Source organism: Acidovorax sp. K2F (genome assembly GCF_025246485.1).
Taxonomy (GTDB): Bacteria; Pseudomonadota; Gammaproteobacteria; order Burkholderiales; family Burkholderiaceae_C; genus Acidovorax; species Acidovorax delafieldii.
Genome location: NZ_JAOBSQ010000051.1, coordinates 327,646 through 345,426 on the forward strand (window position 1 = coordinate 327,646; position 17,781 = coordinate 345,426).

A 17,781-nucleotide genomic window follows, 5' to 3' on the forward strand; every position below is an offset into this window, starting at 1 on the left:
CACATCCCACGACCTGAACAGGGCCCCAGCGCTCTGATGGACCACTGAAAGAGACTTCCATGGATGTAACCCGCACCCGGGCCCTGCGCGGCCCCAACCTCTGGAGCCGCCACATGGCCATCGAGGCCGTGGTGACCTGCGCCGAGAACGAGCGCGCCGTGGGCCAGATGGCCGGATTCGAAGCCCGCCTGCGGGCCCTGTTCCCCGCCATCGGCGCACTGCACCCGGAAACCGGTGGCGGCGATGTGTCGCTGGCCCACGTGCTGCAGACCGCAGCACTGGCGCTGCAGGCGCAGGCCGGCTGCCCCGTGACCTTTGCGCGCACCACGGCCACCAGTGATGTCGGTGTGTACCAAGTGGTTGTCGAATACAGCGAAGAAGCCGTGGGCCGCAAGGCGTTTGAAGACGCACAGCAACTCATCCAGGCCGCGCTGGGCAACGGCAGCTTCGATGCCGAAAAGGCCGTCGCCGACCTGCGCGAGCTGGACGAAGACGAGCGCCTGGGCCCCAGCACGGGCTCCATCGTCGAGGCCGCCGTGGCCCGGGGCATCCCCTACCGCCGCCTCACGCGCGGCAGCCTGGTGCAGTTTGGCTGGGGTTCCAAGCAGCGCCGTATTCAGGCAGCCGAAGTCGATTCGACCAGCGCCGTGGCCGAATCCATCGGCCAGGACAAGGACCTGACCAAGCGCCTGCTGCACGCCGCTGGCGTGCCCGTGCCGCTGGGCAAGCCGGTGGAGACTGTGGACGAAGCCTGGGAGGTCGCCCTCAAGGTCGGCCTGCCCGTGGTGGTCAAGCCGCAAGACGGCAACCAGGGCAAGGGCGTCACCGTCAACATCACCGACCGCGCACAGCTTGAAGAAGCCTACAAGAACGCCGCCGACTACGGCACCGTGATGGTCGAGCGCTTCTTGCCCGGCCACGACTTCCGCCTGTTGGTGGTGGGCGACCAACTGGTGGCCGCAGCCCGCCGCGAGCCGCCCCAGGTGCTGGGCGATGGCGAGCACACCGTGCGCCAGCTGGTGGACGTGGTCAACCAGGACCCCCGCCGTGGCGAAGGCCACGCCACCTCGCTGACCAAGATCCGCCTCGATGACATCGCCGTGGCCCGCCTGGCCATGCAGGGCCTGACGCCCGACTCGGTGCCCGAGAAAGGCCAGCGCGTCATCCTGCGCAACAACGCCAACCTGTCCACCGGCGGAACCGCCACCGATGTGACTGACGACGTGCACCCCGAGGTTGCGGCCCGTGCCGTGGCCGCCGCCCAGATGGTGGGCCTGCACATCTGCGGAGTGGACATGGTGGCCGAGACCGTGCTGCGCCCGCTCGAAGAACAAGGCGGCGGCTTTGTGGAAGTGAACGCCGCCCCCGGCCTGCGCATGCATCTGGCCCCCAGCTACGGCAAGCCCCGCAACGTGGGCCAGGCCATGGTGGACAAACTGTTTGCCCATGGCGACGACGGCCGCATCCCTACCGTGGCCGTGACCGGCACCAACGGCAAGACCACCACCGCCCGCCTGATTGCGCACCTGTTCACGGCCCAGGGCCTGCGCGTGGGCATGACCAACACCGACGGCGTCTACGTGAACGGCCGCCAGATCGACAGCGGCGACTGCAGCGGCCCCAAGAGCGCCCGCAACGTGCTGCTGCACCCCGAGGTAGACGCCGCCGTGTTCGAGACCGCCCGTGGCGGCATCCTGCGCGAAGGCCTGGGCTTTGACCGCTGCCAGGTGGCCGTGGTCACCAACATTGGCGCGGGCGACCACCTTGGCCTGAACTACATCACCACGGTGGAAGACCTGGCCGTGCTCAAGCGCGTGATCGTGCAGAACGTGGCCCCCACGGGCTACGCGGTGCTCAACGCCGCCGACCCCATCGTGGCGGCCATGGCTTCGGCCTGCCCCGGCAAGGTGATCTACTTTGCAAGCGACCGCCACCACCCCGTGATGGTCACGCACCGCGCCCAGGGCCACCGCACCGTCTACGTGGACGGTGACTCCATCGTCGCCTCCGAAGGCTCGTGGCGCGAAACCATCCACCTGCGCGACGTGCCCATCACGCGCAACGGCAAGATCGGCTTCCAGGTCGAGAACGTCATGGCCTCCGTGGCTGCCGCCTGGGGCGTGGGCATGCCCTGGCAGACCATCCGCCGTGGCCTGTCGGGCTTTGTGAACGACAGCGACAACGCCCCCGGCCGCTTCAACATCATGGACTACCGGGGTGCGACGGTGATCGCCGACTACGGCCACAACCCCGACGCCATGCGCGCCCTGGTGCAGGCCGTGGACGCCCTGCCCGGCAAGCGCCGCAGCGTGGTCATCAGCGGCGCGGGCGACCGGCGCGACGAAGACATCCGCGAACAGACCGTGATCCTGGGCGCCGCGTTTGACGACGTGATCCTGTACCAGGACGCCGCCCAGCGCGGCCGCGCCGACGGCGAAGTGATGGCACTGCTGCGCGAAGGCCTGGCCGGTGCGCCGCGCACCACGCATGTGGAAGAGATCCGTGGCGAGTTCATCGCCATTGACACCGCCCTGGAGCGCCTGCAACCCGGCGACCTGTGCCTGGTGCTGGTGGACCAGGTCGAAGAAGCCCTGGCCCACCTGGCCCAGCGCTGCACCGAAGGCGAGACCGCGGCATGACCGCTGCGCGCACGTTGGCAACCGCCGCCGTTGTGGCGCTTGCCGCCCTCGCGGGCGGCACAGTGCAGGCCGCATCGGGCGAAAAGATCGGCACCGTGGACACCGCGTTCCAGTGGATCGGCCGCGACCACGACATTATCGTCGAGGCCTATGACGACCCGGGCGTACGGGGCGTCACCTGCTACGTCTCGCGGGCACGCATCGGTGGTGTCAAGGGCACGCTGGGCCTGGCCGAGGACCGCGCCGAGGCCTCCATTGCCTGCCGCCAGGTCGGCCCCATCAGCATTCCCGAGCCACTGAAGAAACAGGAGGAAGTGTTCAGCGAACGCATGTCCATCCTTTTCAAGCGCCTGCGCATCGTGCGCATGGTGGACCCGGCCCGCAACACGCTGGTGTACCTGACCTACTCTGAAAAGCTCATCGACGGCTCCCCCCAGAACAGCGTGACCGCCGTTCCCGTGGACCGCGCCACCGCCATTCCGCTGCGCAAGTGACGGTAGCCCGGTGTGGCCGGGGCATCGCTCAGACATCAAAAAAGGGGCCCCAGGCCCCCTTTTTTTGATCGTACATGCTAATAGCGCTAGTGCAATATGCCTGAGCGGCTATCAAATAAATAGCATCTAGCCCTGCGCGGCAATCTGCCGCAGTGCCTGCTCAAAAACCTCCACCGGCTGCCCGCCCTGGATCAGGTGGCGCTCGTTGACGATGATCGCGGGCACCGAATGGATGCCGTTTTGCAGATAGAACTGCTCGCGCTCGCGCACCTCGTCGGCGTAGCGGTCTGAGGCGAGCAGCGCACGCGCCTCGGCCACATCCAGCCCCACCTCCCCCGCCACGCGCACCAGCACCTCGTGGTTGCTCGGGTCCTGCCCGTCGGTGAAATACGCCGTGAACAGCGCCTCCTTCAGCGCGGGCTGCACGCCCTTCTCTTCGGCCCAGTGCAGCAGGCGGTGTGCATCAAAGGTGTTGTAGATGCGGCTGCGCTTGTCCATGCTGAAGGTAAACCCCAGCGCCGCCCCGCGCGCCGCGATGGCCTCGCGGTTCTTCTGGCTCTGCTCGGGCGTGGCGCCGTACTTTTCTTGCAGGTGCTCGCCAATGTCCTGACCCTCAGGCCCCATCTGCGGGTTCAGCTCGAACGGCTGAAAGTGCAGGTCTAACGCGACCTCGCCCTGCAGCCGGTCCGCCGCCTGCTCCAGCGCCTTGAGGCCTATGATGCACCAGGGGCAGGAGACATCGGAGACGAAATCGATCTTGAGGGTGGTGGTCATGGATCAAGTCTGTGGATGGCAAGCCAGGATGGTAGGACGGGCTGCAAAACCGCGAAGGCCGCAGGCTTAATGGTGCACCAACCAGAGCCTGCTTCGGGTATCACACCACCATGGGCGTTGCTGCGCCGTCCATCGTCAGAACCACGCCCGTGACATAGCTGGCACGCTCGGACGCCAGAAACAGCACCACGTTGGCGACCTCCTCCGGCTGCGCCAGACGACCCAGCGGCACCTTGCTCGTCGCCTGTGCAAGCGCTTCCTGCTCCGAGATATTGTGCATGCGTGCCGTGGCGATCATCCCTGCCTGCAACCGCTCGGTGTGGGTGGCGCCCGGGTTGACGGCATTCACGCGTACACCCTTCGGCCCGTAGGCGGCAGCCATGCCCGCGCTCATGAGCATCAGCGCCGCATTGGCCGCCCCGCCAGGCATATGGATGGGGCTGGCGACCTTTCCTCCGGCACCCACCACATTGACGATGGCTCCCTGGCCCCTTGCGCCCATCTTCTTGACCACCAGATCCACCATATGGACGTACGTGAAGAACTTGGAGTTCATCGCGTCGTGCCAGGCCTGCGCGCTCAACTCCTCGGGCGGTGTGCGCCGGGCAGCCCCTGCAGAGTTGACCAGCACATCGACGTCCCCAAAGGCGGCTTCAGCAGCCGACAGCGCTTTCGCCGCCGACTCGGGCTGCTGCAGGTCAGCGGCATGGACGCTGATGCGCCCATCGCTGCCATTGACATCCACCGATAACCGACCACGTGCGGCCTCCAGGTGTTCGGTGCTGCGCGATACCAGGCTGACGCGCGCCCCTTCGGCCAGAAACGCCGCCGCGCAGGCATAACCAATGCCTTTGCTGCCCCCCGTGATGAGGACATGCTTGTCCTTGAGATTCAGATCCATTGACTTGCTCTGAGAAAGGTGAAGTTGACCGGACCACGCCGCGTCATTCGATCGAAATGCCAGCCGCCTTCACCACGGCACCATACCGATCGAGGTCCCGCTTGATTTCATCGCGGTATTGCTCGGCAGTTCCGGGTGTGGGCTCGATGCCCATTACACGCAATTTTTCACGTACGGCGGCATCGTTCAGCACCGCGTTCAGTTCCGTGTTCAGGCGCGTGATCACCGCCGCAGGCGTACCCACCGGTGCCAGCAGCCCCACCCAGGAGTTGACAACAAAGTCCGGCACACCGCTCTCCACAAACGTAGGCACATCGGGCAAGGCGCTGGTGCGCTGCACACTCGACACCGCAATGGCTTTGAGCTTGCCGGACTTGATGTGTCCGTGAGCGCCCGCCACCGCCGTGTACACCAGTGGAATCGTTCCCCCCAGCACGTCGGTCATGGCTTGGCCACCGCCCTTGTAGGGCACATGGGTCAGGTTGCCGCCCGTCCGGATTTTGAGCAATTCACCGGCAATGTGGGGTGTACCACCCGTCCCCGAGGTTCCAAACGAGAGACCTCCTTGTTGGGTCTTCGACAAGGCAATCACATCGGCCAGGCCCTTCACCGGCACTCCAGGGTTCGCCACGAGCACCAGGGTGGCATCGCCAATCTTGCCGACTGGCGCAAAGTCTTTGGCCGTATCAAAAGGCAGTTTCGAAAACACATGTGGATTGATCACCATGGTGCCGTCAAAGCCCAGAACCAAGGTGTAGCCATCTGCTGGCGCAGACTTGGCCAGCGCCGTTCCAATGTTTCCGGAGGCCCCCGGCTTGTTGTCCACCACGATTTGCTGGCCGAGGCGCTTGCCAAGACTTTCGGCAATCAGACGCCCGCTGGTGTCGGTGACGCCCCCAGGGGTGAAAGGAACAATCAGCCGGAGAGGTTTGCTGGGCCAGACGTCCTGAGCGTACGTGGCCGCTGGCATCCCTGCCACCGCGCCCAGGCACACCAGGGCTGACAGGGCGAGCAGCTTGCGCCGACACTGCAAGCCGGGCGCAGGCGGCACGTTGCCATAGGCGATGAGAAATGGATGAGGCTTCATGTTTGTCTCCTTCGTGTTGTGTTTTGACGTCGTCATGTCGAGGGGGCGAAAGACTCCAGCGGCCACGCGCCTCGCAAGTCAGGGCATCTCGGCGTACTGGCGTTCAAATGCCCAGACGTCCTCGAAACCCATGAGCTGCGTCAACTCCGCGAAGGGCATCAAGCCAGCGTCGCTGTTCACCGACGAGCCCGTGCGCTGAAACTGCGCATACACCGTCTTCATGGCCTGGGTAGCGGCCAGCAAGGCAGTCACCGGAAAGATGGCGAGCTTGTAGCCAATGGACTCCAGCTCGCTGTGCGACAGCACAGGCGTCCGTCCGCCCTCCACCATGTTGGCCAGCAGGGGCTTATCCACGGTATGGCCGATCCTTCGCATCTCTTCCTCGCTCTCGGGCGACTCGACGAAAAGGATGTCCGCTCCAGCACGGGCGTAAGCCTCTGCCCGGCGCAGGGCCTCATCGAGACCAAGGCTGGTACGGGCGTCCGTGCGCGCAATCACCAGGAAATCGGACGAACTGCGGCTGTCGACAGCGACGCGAATCTTGCGCACCATGTCTTCCATGGGGATCACCCGGCGGCCAGGGGTGTGGCCACATTTTTTGGGGTATTCCTGATCCTCCAGCTGGATGGCTTGCGCGCCAGCAGCCTCGTAGCCCTGCACCGTGTGGCGCACGTTGAGCAAACCGCCATAGCCCGTATCGCCGTCCGCAATCAGCGGGGAGCGGGCCATGCCTGCCATGGCCTTCACCCGCCCCACCATGTCCGAATACGTGGCCAGCCCCGCATCTGGTAAGCCCAGGTGCGAGGCCACGGTGCCAAAGCCCGTCATGTACAAGGCATCAAAGCCGAAGGTGTCGGCCAGCCGCAGCGAGACCATGTCGTACACCCCGGGGGCGATCACCAGCCCGGGCTGGGTCAGGCGCTGGCGCAAAGAGGTGGGAGTAGGCATGGAGGTCTTGGAAAAAGAAGCAGATTCAGACATGGCAAAAGGAGTGATGTTGCAAACCGGGGTGTATGGGACCGTTACTGCACAGTACGTGCCAATCCGCTAATCCGCCGTAAGCCGTTGATTTGATTGACACTTCTCACATCAATGTGGCTCAGCAGCGGTGTGCATGTTCCATTGGTTGTTCCAATGTTTCATATTTATGTTTCACTTGCAGGTCAATGAAACACAACAGCCTTTCGTTGAAATGCTTGCACAGTCAGCGCATCGTCCACACGCCCCTCCGCCCTATGCCAACCCCCGTCACACCACTTGCCAGCCGCCCTCGCCTTTGCTTCATGAGCTATCGCCAGATCCGGCTGATGGCCATGCCCATCGTGGCGGAGTACCAGGATAGAGCGGATATCGAGGTGATCGATGGCAGCTTTGAAGTGGCGCTGGACCTGGCCCGCAAGCGGCTGGACAGCGGACTGGTTGATGTCTTTGTCAGCGCGGGGTCCAACGCCAGCCTGCTGCGCAGCGGGATCAGCGCCCCGGTGGCCACCATCCAGTTGAGCGGGTTTGACATCCTGCAAGCGCTCATCAAGGCCCGGGCAACGGCCGACCGCGTGGGCATCGTGATGTACGGCCACACGCTACCGGAGTTGGAATCCGTCAAGGGCCTGCTGAACATCGACATCCACCAGTACGCCTACCAGACGCCCGACTCGGCCCGCGCGTGCATCCGCCAGCTGCACAGCGATGGAATCCGCGTGGTCGTGGGGTCCAGCCTGGTGGTGGAACTGGCAGAAAACGCAGGCCTGGTCGGCTTGCTGGCGTATTCGCATGCCAGCATCCGCCAGGGCTTTGAAGACGCTCTGGAGCTGGCGCGGGTGGCGCAGCTGGAGGCCGGGCGATACGAACAGCTCAACACGGTGCTGCACACGCTGCAGGAGGCAGTCCTGGCGGTGAATCAGTCCGAACAGATCATTGCCATCAACCCGGCGATGCAACGCATTTTGGGCCTGGTGCGTGCGCCGCGCCTGGGTGAACCCCTCGCATCCGTCACCACCGATCTGTCGCTGCGCGAGACACTGGAAGGCGGCCAGCCCGAACATGGCGCGGTGCTGCGCCTGCAAGGCCGCGACTGGATTGCCAATCGCACACCCATTTACGAAGGCGGCCACACTACGGGCGCGGCGCTGACCTTGTACGACGCGCGCACCATCCATGAGGCCGACAACAGCCTGCGCATTCAGCACCGCCGCAGCGACCACGCCGCGCACCACCACTTTGAAAGCCTGGCGGGGCAAGCCCCCGCGTTTTTGCAAGCCATCGCCAGAGCCCGGCGGTATGCCGCCACCGACTTCAGCGTTCTGATCACCGGCGAGAGCGGTACCGGCAAAGAACTCTTTGCGCAGGCCATGCACAACGCCAGCCAGAGGGCGCGCCGCCCGTTTGTTGCCATCAACTGCGCCGCGTTCCCTGAAACGCTGCTCGAAAGCGAGCTGTTCGGCCACGAGGAAGGCGCTTTCACCGGTGCGCGCCGCGGCGGCAAGCGCGGGCTGTTTGAAGCAGCCCACACGGGAACCCTGTTTCTGGACGAAATCGGCGACATGCCGCTCACGCTGCAAACCCGCTTGCTGCGCGTACTGCAGGAGCGGCGCATCACCCGCTTGGGGTCCGTCACGTCCATCCCGGTCGATGTGCGCGTGATAGCGGCAACCCATCAGCCACTGCTGCAGATGGTGAACGCGCGCCAATTCCGCCAGGACCTGTACTACCGCCTCAACACCCTCACGCTGGCATTGCCTTCGCTGCGGGATCGCAAGGGCGACGTCCAAGTCCTGGCCGCGCGTTTGCTGACCCACAGTCTGAGCCGGGTCGGCGTGTCCGGTGTCACCGCTGCTGAAGTGTTGGCCCAATGGGGGGACGCCATGGAACAGCATCCCTGGCCCGGCAACGTACGCGAGCTGGAAAACCTGTGCGACCGCATCGCCGTATGGCTGTCTCAGTACCGCCGCAGCGACAGCGTGGAGTGGAGCGGGCTGCGAGACGAATGCCCAGAACTGTTTGCGGCGATGCCAGACATCGAACAAGCCCCCGGTGCCCCAACCGCCACAGAGCACCCGCCAGAAAAACCTGACCGGCACACACGGGCCCTGGCAGCGCTGGAGCGCCATGGCGGACGCACCGGCGCAGCCGCTGCAGAGCTGGGGGTCAGCAGGTCCACGTTCTGGCGATGGTGTCGAAAGCCGGTTTGAAAATCGTCCGAACTTGCGCAGGCACCTGTCCACAAACAACCCGCCGACGACGGCCAGCCGTGTTTGCGGGCTATCTCGACGCGCTACTGCCCATCGTGCCGCACCGCCGCAGCACTAGCTCTTGGCCCGCAGCTCCGTCTTCAACACCTTCCCATAGGCATTCTTCGGCAAAGCCTCCACCCACCGGTATTCCTTGGGCCGCTTAAAGCGAGCAATGTGCTCCAGGCACAGCGCATCCAGCACGGCATCGGCCACCGCACCGCCCTCCCCTGCAACCAGGAAGGCGACTATCACCTCGCCCCATTCCGCATCGCGCTGCCCGACCACGGCGACCTCGCGCACCTGGGGTTGGAGCAGCAGCACCTCTTCGACCTCGCGCGGGTAGATGTTGCTGCCGCCGGAGATGATCACGTCCTTGGACCGGTCCTTGAGCGTGAGAAAGCCATCGGCATCCAGCGCGCCCATATCGCCGGTGTAGAGCCAGCCGTCGCGCAGCGTCTGCGCGGTGGCGGTGGGGTTGTTCCAGTAGCCGGGCATCACGGTGTCGCCGCGCACCACCACCTCACCCGTTTCGCCGGTGGGCAGGGGCTGGCCCGTGGCATCGACCACACGCACCTCCACCAGCGACTGCGCCACGCCCACCGACACCATGCGCTCGGCCCAGCGGGGGTGGTCGCGGTCGGCCAGCTGGGCGCGCGACAGGGCGGTGATGGTCATGGGGCTTTCGCCCTGGCCGTAGACCTGTGCAAAGCGGTTGCCCATCACGGCCAGGGCGTTGCGCAGGTCGTCGGCGTACATGGGGCCGCCGCCGTAGACGATGGTCTTGAAGCCTGAGACGTCGGCACCCGTGGCACGCACATGGTCGACCAGGCGGTGCACCATGGTGGGCGCTGCAAACAGCGTGAGCTGGCCCACGCTGGCCGCGAGCTGCACCAGTTCGGCCGGCTCGAACCCGCCCGACAGCGGCACCACATGCCGCTCGCCGCGCAGCACCTGGGCGTAGTTGTAAAGCCCCGCGCCGTGCGACATGGGTGCGGCGTAGACCATGGCGTCGCCGGGCAGGATGTCGTCCACATCGGTGAAGTAGCAGGCCGTCATGGCCAGCAGGTTGCGGTGGGTCTGCATCACACCCTTGGGTCGGCCGGTGGTGCCCGAGGTGTAGAACAGCGAGGCCACGTGATGCGGCGCGCGGTCGCATACGTCCATGGGCGTGTGGGCGACTGCGGCGCGGTATGCGTCGGAGCCAAAGACCAGCACCGCGTCCTGCGGCGCCCCGGCCTCGCGCACGGCGGGTGCCAGCGCTTCAGAGGTCAGCACCACGCGCGCGCCAGAGTCGGCCAGCACGTAGGCGAGTTCTTTGGCATGCAGCTTGTAGTTGACCGGCACCGACACCGCCCCTGCCCACAGGATGGCGTGCAGGGCTTCCAGGTATTCGGGTACATTGGCGGCATAGATGGCCACGCGGTCGCCCGGGGCCACGCCACAGCGTGTGCGCAGATGGGCGGCGAGCGCAGCGGTGCGCGCGGCCAGCGTGCCGTAGCTCCACAGCATCTGGTCGCCGTGCAGCAGCGCGGGCTGGTGGGCGTGCAGCAAGGCGCTGCGGCGCAGCAGGTGGGCGATGTTCATCGGGCGCGCTCCAGAATGCTCACGTAGTTGGCCACGGCCGAGCCGCCCATGTTGAACACGCCCGCCAGGGTGGCACCCGGCACCTGCAGGTCACCCGCCTCGCCCATGAGCTGCATGGCCGACACCACATGCATCGACACGCCCGTGGCGCCGATCGGGTGGCCCTTGGCCTTGAGCCCGCCCGACGCGTTGACGGGCAGGCGGCCGCTGCGCAGCACGGTGCCGTCTTCCAGCAGGCGGTGGCCCTGGCCTGCGGGCGCCAGGCCCATGGCCTCGTACGTGAGCAGCTCGGCAATGGTGAAGCAGTCGTGCACCTCGGCCAGCGACAGGTTGTGCACCGCACACCCTGCCTGCTGAAGCGCCTGGTGCCAGGCGCGCCGGGGCCCTTCAAAGTCCACCACACGGCGGCGCGCCATGGGCAGGTAGTCGTTGACCTGCACCCGCGCCCGCAGGCGCACGGCGCGGGAAAAGTCGCCCACCGCATCATCGGCCGCCAGGACGAGCGCTGCGGCGCCGTCAGACACCAGCGAGCAGTCCGTCTTGCGCAGGGGCGCGGCAATTATCGGGTTGCGGTCGGACACGGTATTGCAGAACTCAAAGCCCAGGTCCTTGCGCATGTGGGCCCAGGGGTTGAGCGCGCCGTTGGCGTGGTTCTTGGCGGCGATGCGTGCCAGGGTGGCCGAATGGTCGCCATACGCGGCAAAGTAGTCCTGCGCGATGGAGGCAAAAATGCCCGGAAAGCCACCGGGCGGACTGCCCGCCTCGCCGGAGTAGCCGCAGTCGCCCAGGATGCGCGTGGTCTCGGCGCCGGAGACAGCGGTCATCTTCTCAGCGCCGATGACGAGGGCAACCCGGGCGCGGCCGGCTTCGATCGCGTCACACGCGGCATAGAGGGCCGCTGAGCCCGACGCGCAGGCGTTCTCCAGCCGTGTGGCGGGCTTCCAGCGCAGGGCGTCGTCGCACTGCAGGGCCAGCGACGAGGCAAACACATCGGGCGTGAAGCCGCCGTTGAGGTTGCCCAGCCACACGCCATCCACCGCTGTGCCGTCAATGCCCGCGTGCTGCAGGGCCTCGCGGCCCGCGCGCGTGATGAGGTCTTCAAGCCCCAGGCCGTCCAGCCGGCCAAACGGCAAATGCGCCCAACCCACAATCGCTGCACCCATGTCCATCCTCCGTTGATGTGCGCCACGACGGCGCGATGGCAAGCACTGTAGGCAAGCGATGGCCCTCCGCACAGTCGCCGAACTACCCAAGGGAAAACCCGAAGCCCTGGCGCCACACACAGCCCGCGCCATCAATCCCCCACACGCTGTGGCGTTGAAACCGCATTGCCTAGACTGCACCTACGAACCTGTTCACAAGCCACCGCACAACACACTGCAAGCAGTGTGCAACCCCTCCCCCCCCCTTTTTCACGCACGACGACCATGACCCTGGACCAGCAAAAATCCATCCTCACCATCGCCCTTCTGGCCGCATTTGCCGATGGCAACAAGGACGATGCCGAACGCGAAGAGATCCGCCGCATTGCCCAGTCGCTCGCGGGCGACGGGGGCGTGGCCGACCTGCCGCGCATCTACCAGGACGTGCTGCTGCAGCGCACCAGCGTGCAGGCCGCCGTGCAGGGTCTGAGCGAGCCCATGCACCGCCAGCTGGCCTACGAGATGGCTGTCTGCGTGTGCGATGTGGATGGCCGCCAGACCGCGGCGGAGCGCGAGTTTCTGACCCGCCTCAAGGCGGCCCTGCAGCTGGGCGACCCGCAGACGGCAGCGTTTGACCAGCAAGCCGATGCGCTGGTGGACGTGGCCGAAAAGGCCGTGCCGATGGCGGTGCCGGTGGCCACTGCTGCGGCAGCGCCTCTGGCCGCAGCAGTCGGTGCAGGTGCCTCGGACGCAGAGCTGGACAAATCCATCCTGAACTATGCGCTGCTCAATGGCGCGCTGGAGCTGCTGCCGCAGTCATGGGCGTCGATGGCCATCATCCCGCTGCAGGTGAAGATGGTCTACGGCATTGGCAAGGCCCACGGGGTGGCGCTGGACCAGGGCCACATCAAGGAGTTCATCGCCGCTGCCGGCGTAGGCATGACGTCGCAGTACCTGGAGCAGTTTGGCCGCAAGCTGCTGGGCGGCCTGCTGGGCAAGGTGGCGGGCCGCACCATCGGGGGGCTGGGCGGCGCTGCCACAGGCATGGCGTTTTCGTTTGCCACCACCTACGCGCTGGGGCAGGTGGCCAAGCGCTATTACGCCGGTGGCCGGGCCATGAGCACGGCCATGCTGCGCGAGACCTTTCAGGGCCTGCTCACGCCCGCCAAGCAGTTGCAGACGCAGTACCTGCCGCAAATTCAGCAGAAGGCGGCCACGCTGGACGCGGGCCAGATCATGGCCCTGGTGCGGGGCAAACAGTAAACGCTATCTAATTAATAGCTGCTTGCGCATATTCGACTAGCGCTTGCAGCTCATTTGACTTAAAAGCCGTCCCACAGGAATGCAGGGGCCTGCCCAGACGCCCCGCAGCGCATCACAACGCTGCGCGCACCCGTTGCCGCCGCGCAGCACCTTGCGATTCGGCAGGTAACACACCGCCCGGTGCATGACAGAATCCGACCATGCTCGACCACACGGATCCTGTCGCCTCCATCATCCCGGCCATGTCGCTCGATTCGCCGTCCGACAATGCCATGGCGGCCATGTCGCGGCTGGCCCTGGGGCCCGTGAACACGGACTATTACCTGAAAGTGTTCGAGCGCTTTGACGACACGGGCCGCACGACCACCACCTGGAACTGGGCCGCCTGCCTGTGCACCCTGAACTGGATGCTGTTTCGCCAGCTGTGGGGTGCCGCGCTGGTCTATGTGGCGGCAGCCGAGGGGCTGGCACTGATCGTGTTTGGCGTGGGCCGTTCGTTTTTGCACTGGCCCGTGGGCATCGAACTCGGGGTGCTGGGCGCCTTTGCGGTGCTGGCCTTTGCCGTGCCGGGGCTGTACGGCAACGCCATCCTGTACGCCGACATCCGCAAGCGCATTGCGCGCGCGCTGGCCGCGTCGCGCACCGTGCCGGAAGCCTGTGCGCTGCTCGAAAAGCAGGCCAGCTCGCGCAAGCGGCTGCAGGTGCTGGTGCTGGCAAACGTGGTGCTGGTCCTGTCCGCACTGATCGCCTACCTGGCGCTGTCCCCGTCGGACGTGAAGCCCCTGGCGCTGGAACCCGCCGTCACGGTGGCGCAGGCCACGGCAGCGGCCCAGGCGGCATCTGCCACCAAGCCCGTGGGTGCCTTGCCGGTGCCGGAGGCCGAAGGGACACCCACACCGCCAACGCCAGCCCCTGAAGTGGCAACAGAACCACCGCCAGCGCCCACACCCGCGCCCCAGGCTCCTGCTGCAGCAGCAGCCCCCAAGCCTGCGCTTGCGCCTGCACCTGTGGCGTCGGCACCTTTGGCTGTCGCGCCCGCTCCTGCCGCCACTGCCGTTCAAAAGTCGGCCGAGCCCCCAGCTCCAGCACTGTCCGCATCGGCCACGGCCGCCCCTCCAGCCGCCAAAGCGTCCACACCCAAGCCAGCCACGCCAGCCGCATCGACCCGCGCACCGACGCCTGCGGCCAGCGCCACCGCTACCGCCCCTGCACGCCGTGATGCCGCCAGCCGCGCAGCAGCCCCCACCAAACCCAAGACACCTGCTTCAGCAGCGTCCTCCACCGCCGACACCGCGCTGCCCACGGTGGGCACTGCCCCGGGCTACTACATCAACGTGGGCCTGTTCGCCGAAGAAGCCAACGCCCGCAAGACGCAGGCGCGCTTGCTCAACGAAGGTCTGCCCGCGTTTCGCCAGGAGTTGAACAATTCCAAGGGCCGTCGCATCCGCGTGCGGGTGGGGCCTTACGCCACCCGCGCCCAGGCCGATGCCGCGGCCGAGGCGATCCGGGCGATGGCGCTGGACGCCGTCGTCTTCAAGCAGTAGCCCACCCCCGGGACGCGGGGTGTAGCACTGTCCTACGCACGCGAATGCCCGACGCCGACGCAGGGTCGCCGAGTCTGCAGGTACGCTGAGCCCAGAGCAACTTTGGGCGTATGCACCATGACGCGAAAGACCTCCCCGCACCACAACGCCACCCGCCGGTGGGCCACCCTGGCCGCGGTGGCTGCGGGCGCACTGCTGCTGACGGGCTGTGCCCCTTGGCGCATGTGGACGGCCGCCGACCTGGCCCGCGATGCACGCCCCTACACCGCTCAGCCCCCGCAGCCGACGCGGCGTGTGCTGGTGGTGGGAGACAGCACCGCCGTGGGCACTGGTGCCAGCACCGCAGCAGACAGCCTGCCGGGGCGCATCGGCCAGGACCATCCCCAATGGCGCATCGACAACCTGGCGGCCAACGGCGCCAAATTTGGCGATGTGGTGCAGCAACTGGAGCGCGCTGGCGGCGGCTACGATCTGGTGCTGGTGCTGGCAGGAGGCAACGATGTGATCCGCTTCACGTCTGAAGACACGCTGCGCGACCAGGTACAGCAGACCGTGGCGCTCGCGCGCCGCAAGGGGCAGCAGGTGGTGCTGATGCCTTGTGGCAACGTGGGCCACGCGCCCTTTTTTGTGCCGCCCCTGTCATGGGCCATGTCGCGCCGGTCCGAGGCGCTGCATGCGCTGGCGCGGGAGGCAGCCAGCGCGCAGCAGGTGCATTACGTGCGCTTGCTCAAGCCGCGCGACCAGGACCCGTTCGTGACCCGCAGCCAGGAACTGAACGCCGCTGACGGCCTGCACCCCAGCAGCGCGGGCTATGCGGAGTGGTACCGCGAGCTGGTGGCACAGGGTGCGTTGAACAGCCTCACGCCGTAGCCCCCGTTACCCGTCCGATGACTCGCTACGGGACAGCCACTGCAGCACGGCATCGATGACCCACTGCGGGTCGTCCAGCGGCAGGTCGTGTCCCGCCCACGGATGCGACTGCAGCGGCAGCCCCCAGGCCTGCGCAATGGCCTGCGAGCATTGGCGGGACACCAGGTGGTCTTTCAGGCTGCCCAGCAGCAGCACACGGTCCACCGGTGCGGCTGCCGGCGCGCGGTACCGCGCGGCCGCCACCAGCTGGCGCAGGGCATTGCGGGCCGACACCGGCCGTTGCCTGCGCACCGCAGCCCACTGCGCCAACACGCCGGTGGCAGCGGATGGCACGCTGCGGCTGGTGATCTGCCACACCACCTGCTCCGCAGCTTCCGCAGATCGCCACCGCCAGGCCAGCCGCAGCAGCGGTGCGATGTTGTGCAGCTGCAGGCGGTGCCAGAACGGGCTGAACGGGCGCAGGCTGGTGTTGATGAGCACGCACCCCGCCACCTCGTGGGGCGCCACGCACGCCCATTCGGTGGCCACCATCGCCCCCAGCGACATGGCCAGCAAGTGGTAGGGCGGCGCCACGGCACGCTGCGCCAGCTCTGCACGGCAGGCTTGCACCATGCCTTGTACCGACAAGGGTGATGTCAGATGGTGGAACTGGCCGTTGCCCGGCAGGTCCAGCGCCAGCACGTCGTCGCCCGGCACCGCTTGCGCAAAGCGCTCGCCAAAGGCGCCCCAGTGCGCGGCCTCGCGCGTCAGCCCGCGCAGCAAGATCCATTGGCGTGGTGGGCGCACTGGCATCTCAGTACCACGCAGCCAGGGCATCTGCCCGGCGCTGCGCACGCTGATCGGGCGCTGGCACCCAGCGTGCGTGGCTGCAGGCCGCGCGCGACAGAAAGTCCAGCAGCGACAGGTGCCGCCGCAGCACCCGCTGCTGGCGGTGGTTGATGAGCGGATTGAAGATGCCGTTGCGCGAGAACAGCTGGCGCGGATTCTTCTTGATCCACAGCCAAGAGCCCATCTCCAGCGTGAGCGGCAGGAAGGTGTGTGCGGGCACATCGCGGCAGGCCTGCAGGTACAGGTGGTCCCACAGATCGCCGTGGGCCAGGTACTGCGCGCTCTGCGGCTCGATGATGTACTGGTGGTTGCTGTGCGCCTGCAGAAAGATGTCTTGCAGCGCATGCAGCTCGGCCAGGTGCGGAATGGGCCGGCGCGTGTGGGCAAACGGGAACCACAGCCGGTCCTTGACCCCAAAGCCCGAGTGGCAGTCCAGCGCAATGCTGAAGGGCCGCGCCAGCAGCTGCTGCGCCACCACATCGCACAGCGCCTGGCTCTCGGCCTCCATGGGCTCGCCCAGCCTGCCCCGGTACCAGGGCAGGCCCGCGCTCACGCGCTGCCCGCCAATGCCCCAGGGCACCGGGTCCACCGCGTCGACGGGCGCATTGCGCATCAGGTCGACACCGCGCGGGTTGGCGCGCGTGGCAGACCACATGCCGCCAGGGTTGACGATGGGCATGAAGACCAGGCGCACACGCTCCAGCTGCTGGTGCAAGGTGGTGTCCCACTGCAGCCGCATGACCACGTTTTGCAGGTAGGCAATGACCACCTCGGCACCAATGCGTTCCAGCCCATGCACGCCGCCAAAGAATCCGACGGCGGGCACGTCCAGCGCCGGGTTGCCCAACCCAATGGCATAGATGGGAAATTGCGTGCCCGATGCCACAGACACCTGCTGGACGACCTGCACCTGCAGATGGGGCGCCCCCAGGTCCAGGATTTTTTCCAGCGCCGCAAGCTCGGGCAGCATGTTCAATGGGTGGGGGTAAGTCGGTGTGTGGAGCACGCCAGAGCGCGTGCCAGGCAGTGAGGATAGCGCCCGGGGCCCAGCACGAACAGCGCTGCGGCCAACCTGTGGGGTTTGCGCGAACCGACGCGAAACCGTCACACAAGGGCGCTACCTTGCCTGCAGTCACCACCCTTTGGAAGAGGCGCAACATGCTCTGGAAACTGTTCGGACTGCAGCGGCTGCTCGATGAGCTGTTCGATGAACGCGGGTGGCTGAGCCTGGACCTGCCCCGCACCACCGGCTGGGACCACGATGATGTACCCGCCATCGCGCAAGACTGAGTCCTACCGCTGGGCCATGGGCTGGGCGATGATGGCCTGTGCACTGGCCTGGGGCGTGGTGGAGTTTCTGGCCCTGCAGCGCGCGCGCTGGCAGCTGTGGCGCGAGCGGCTGCACACGCCTGCCCACCACTAGCA

15 protein-coding genes and 1 pseudogene are annotated in these 17,781 nt (G+C 66.6%); 8 read left to right on the forward strand and 8 right to left on the reverse strand.

Going from position 1 to position 17,781, the window contains the following annotated elements; all coding sequences use genetic code 11:
* Nucleotides 1-59 precede the first annotated feature (59 nt).
* The gene (cphA, locus tag N4G42_RS20335) at nucleotides 60-2,639 is read left to right on the forward strand and encodes a cyanophycin synthetase (protein ID WP_099729296.1); all 2,580 of its coding nucleotides are present in this window, start codon (nucleotides 60-62) and stop codon (nucleotides 2,637-2,639) included.
* Nucleotides 2,636-3,133 (forward strand): CreA family protein, encoded by a 498-nt coding sequence (locus tag N4G42_RS20340; protein ID WP_056066440.1) that lies wholly within the window; start codon nucleotides 2,636-2,638, stop codon nucleotides 3,131-3,133. The genes cphA and N4G42_RS20340 overlap by 4 nt, the downstream gene beginning before the upstream one ends.
* A 126-nt stretch (nucleotides 3,134-3,259) precedes the next feature.
* Here the strand turns inward: N4G42_RS20340 and N4G42_RS20345 are convergent, their stop codons facing one another.
* From N4G42_RS20345 to N4G42_RS20360, 4 genes are all read right to left on the reverse strand, one after another.
* Nucleotides 3,260-3,907, reverse strand: coding sequence for a DsbA family oxidoreductase (locus N4G42_RS20345; protein WP_260668474.1), 648 nt, complete (start codon nucleotides 3,905-3,907; stop codon nucleotides 3,260-3,262).
* A 100-nt stretch (nucleotides 3,908-4,007) separates the two neighbouring features.
* Complete coding sequence (locus tag N4G42_RS20350; RefSeq protein WP_260668475.1) at nucleotides 4,008-4,808, reverse strand: SDR family oxidoreductase; 801 nt, start codon at nucleotides 4,806-4,808, stop codon at nucleotides 4,008-4,010.
* Between the two features lie 43 nt (nucleotides 4,809-4,851).
* A complete protein-coding gene (locus N4G42_RS20355) occupies nucleotides 4,852-5,895 on the reverse strand; it encodes a Bug family tripartite tricarboxylate transporter substrate binding protein (protein ID WP_260668476.1) in 1,044 nt (347 codons plus the stop codon).
* A gap of 78 nt (nucleotides 5,896-5,973) precedes the next feature.
* Complete coding sequence (locus N4G42_RS20360) at nucleotides 5,974-6,843, reverse strand: oxaloacetate decarboxylase (RefSeq protein WP_260668477.1); 870 nt, start codon at nucleotides 6,841-6,843, stop codon at nucleotides 5,974-5,976.
* Between the two features lie 287 nt (nucleotides 6,844-7,130).
* Between N4G42_RS20360 and prpR the strand changes: the two genes are divergently transcribed.
* On the forward strand, nucleotides 7,131-9,083 hold the full coding sequence (gene prpR / locus N4G42_RS20365) for a propionate catabolism operon regulatory protein PrpR (RefSeq protein ID WP_260668478.1): 1,953 nt from the start codon (nucleotides 7,131-7,133) through the stop codon (nucleotides 9,081-9,083).
* Nucleotides 9,084-9,197: 114 nt separating this feature from the next.
* Here prpR and N4G42_RS20370 read toward each other — a convergent pair whose 3' ends face one another.
* Together N4G42_RS20370 and N4G42_RS20375 are read right to left on the reverse strand one after the other, a co-directional pair.
* The gene (locus tag N4G42_RS20370; protein WP_260668479.1) at nucleotides 9,198-10,709 is read right to left on the reverse strand and encodes an AMP-binding protein; all 1,512 of its coding nucleotides are present in this window, start codon (nucleotides 10,707-10,709) and stop codon (nucleotides 9,198-9,200) included.
* The gene (locus N4G42_RS20375) at nucleotides 10,706-11,872 is read right to left on the reverse strand and encodes an acetyl-CoA acetyltransferase (RefSeq protein WP_260668480.1); all 1,167 of its coding nucleotides are present in this window, start codon (nucleotides 11,870-11,872) and stop codon (nucleotides 10,706-10,708) included. Before N4G42_RS20375 ends, N4G42_RS20370 begins: the two co-directional genes overlap by 4 nt.
* Nucleotides 11,873-12,025: 153 nt before the next feature.
* Here N4G42_RS20375 and N4G42_RS20380 point away from each other — a divergent pair.
* From N4G42_RS20380 to N4G42_RS20390, 3 genes and pseudogenes are all read left to right on the forward strand, one after another.
* A pseudogene (locus N4G42_RS20380) lies at nucleotides 12,026-13,114 on the forward strand (YcjF family protein); the annotation flags it as partial.
* 200 nt (nucleotides 13,115-13,314) lie between these two features.
* Nucleotides 13,315-14,658, forward strand: a complete 1,344-nt coding sequence (locus tag N4G42_RS20385) for an SPOR domain-containing protein (protein ID WP_260668481.1) — start codon at nucleotides 13,315-13,317, stop codon at nucleotides 14,656-14,658.
* Between the two features lie 117 nt (nucleotides 14,659-14,775).
* Complete coding sequence (locus tag N4G42_RS20390; RefSeq protein WP_260668482.1) at nucleotides 14,776-15,528, forward strand: SGNH/GDSL hydrolase family protein; 753 nt, start codon at nucleotides 14,776-14,778, stop codon at nucleotides 15,526-15,528.
* A 6-nt stretch (nucleotides 15,529-15,534) separates the two neighbouring features.
* Here N4G42_RS20390 and N4G42_RS20395 read toward each other — a convergent pair whose 3' ends face one another.
* The gene (locus N4G42_RS20395) at nucleotides 15,535-16,320 is read right to left on the reverse strand and encodes an alpha/beta fold hydrolase (protein WP_260668483.1); all 786 of its coding nucleotides are present in this window, start codon (nucleotides 16,318-16,320) and stop codon (nucleotides 15,535-15,537) included.
* Between the two features lies 1 nt (nucleotide 16,321).
* Nucleotides 16,322-17,326, reverse strand: a complete 1,005-nt coding sequence (locus tag N4G42_RS20400) for a M14 family zinc carboxypeptidase (protein WP_121942034.1) — start codon at nucleotides 17,324-17,326, stop codon at nucleotides 16,322-16,324.
* A gap of 188 nt (nucleotides 17,327-17,514) precedes the next feature.
* Between N4G42_RS20400 and N4G42_RS20405 the strand changes: the two genes are divergently transcribed.
* Both N4G42_RS20405 and N4G42_RS20410 read left to right on the forward strand, forming a co-directional pair.
* The gene (locus tag N4G42_RS20405; RefSeq protein ID WP_255342784.1) at nucleotides 17,515-17,646 is read left to right on the forward strand and encodes a hypothetical protein; all 132 of its coding nucleotides are present in this window, start codon (nucleotides 17,515-17,517) and stop codon (nucleotides 17,644-17,646) included.
* A complete protein-coding gene (locus N4G42_RS20410; RefSeq protein ID WP_260668484.1) occupies nucleotides 17,618-17,779 on the forward strand; it encodes a hypothetical protein in 162 nt (53 codons plus the stop codon). The genes N4G42_RS20405 and N4G42_RS20410 overlap by 29 nt, the downstream gene beginning before the upstream one ends.
* The last annotated feature ends 2 nt before the right edge of the window (nucleotides 17,780-17,781 follow it).

Coding starts and splice junctions, on each gene's coding strand:
- N4G42_RS20385 (WP_260668481.1), top strand. CDS start 13,315: ATGCTCGACCACACGGATCCTGTCGCCTCCATCATCCCGGCCATGTCG.
- N4G42_RS20395 (WP_260668483.1), bottom strand. CDS start 16,320: ATGCCAGTGCGCCCACCACGCCAATGGATCTTGCTGCGCGGGCTGACG.
- N4G42_RS20400 (WP_121942034.1), bottom strand. CDS start 17,326: ATGCTGCCCGAGCTTGCGGCGCTGGAAAAAATCCTGGACCTGGGGGCG.
- N4G42_RS20410 (WP_260668484.1), top strand. CDS start 17,618: ATGATGTACCCGCCATCGCGCAAGACTGAGTCCTACCGCTGGGCCATG.
- cphA (WP_099729296.1), top strand. CDS start 60: ATGGATGTAACCCGCACCCGGGCCCTGCGCGGCCCCAACCTCTGGAGC.
- N4G42_RS20370 (WP_260668479.1), bottom strand. CDS start 10,709: ATGAACATCGCCCACCTGCTGCGCCGCAGCGCCTTGCTGCACGCCCAC.
- N4G42_RS20405 (WP_255342784.1), top strand. CDS start 17,515: ATGCTCTGGAAACTGTTCGGACTGCAGCGGCTGCTCGATGAGCTGTTC.
- prpR (WP_260668478.1), top strand. CDS start 7,131: ATGCCAACCCCCGTCACACCACTTGCCAGCCGCCCTCGCCTTTGCTTC.
- N4G42_RS20360 (WP_260668477.1), bottom strand. CDS start 6,843: ATGCCTACTCCCACCTCTTTGCGCCAGCGCCTGACCCAGCCCGGGCTG.
- N4G42_RS20350 (WP_260668475.1), bottom strand. CDS start 4,808: ATGGATCTGAATCTCAAGGACAAGCATGTCCTCATCACGGGGGGCAGC.
- N4G42_RS20390 (WP_260668482.1), top strand. CDS start 14,776: ATGACGCGAAAGACCTCCCCGCACCACAACGCCACCCGCCGGTGGGCC.
- N4G42_RS20355 (WP_260668476.1), bottom strand. CDS start 5,895: ATGAAGCCTCATCCATTTCTCATCGCCTATGGCAACGTGCCGCCTGCG.
- N4G42_RS20340 (WP_056066440.1), top strand. CDS start 2,636: ATGACCGCTGCGCGCACGTTGGCAACCGCCGCCGTTGTGGCGCTTGCC.
- N4G42_RS20375 (WP_260668480.1), bottom strand. CDS start 11,872: ATGGGTGCAGCGATTGTGGGTTGGGCGCATTTGCCGTTTGGCCGGCTG.
- N4G42_RS20345 (WP_260668474.1), bottom strand. CDS start 3,907: ATGACCACCACCCTCAAGATCGATTTCGTCTCCGATGTCTCCTGCCCC.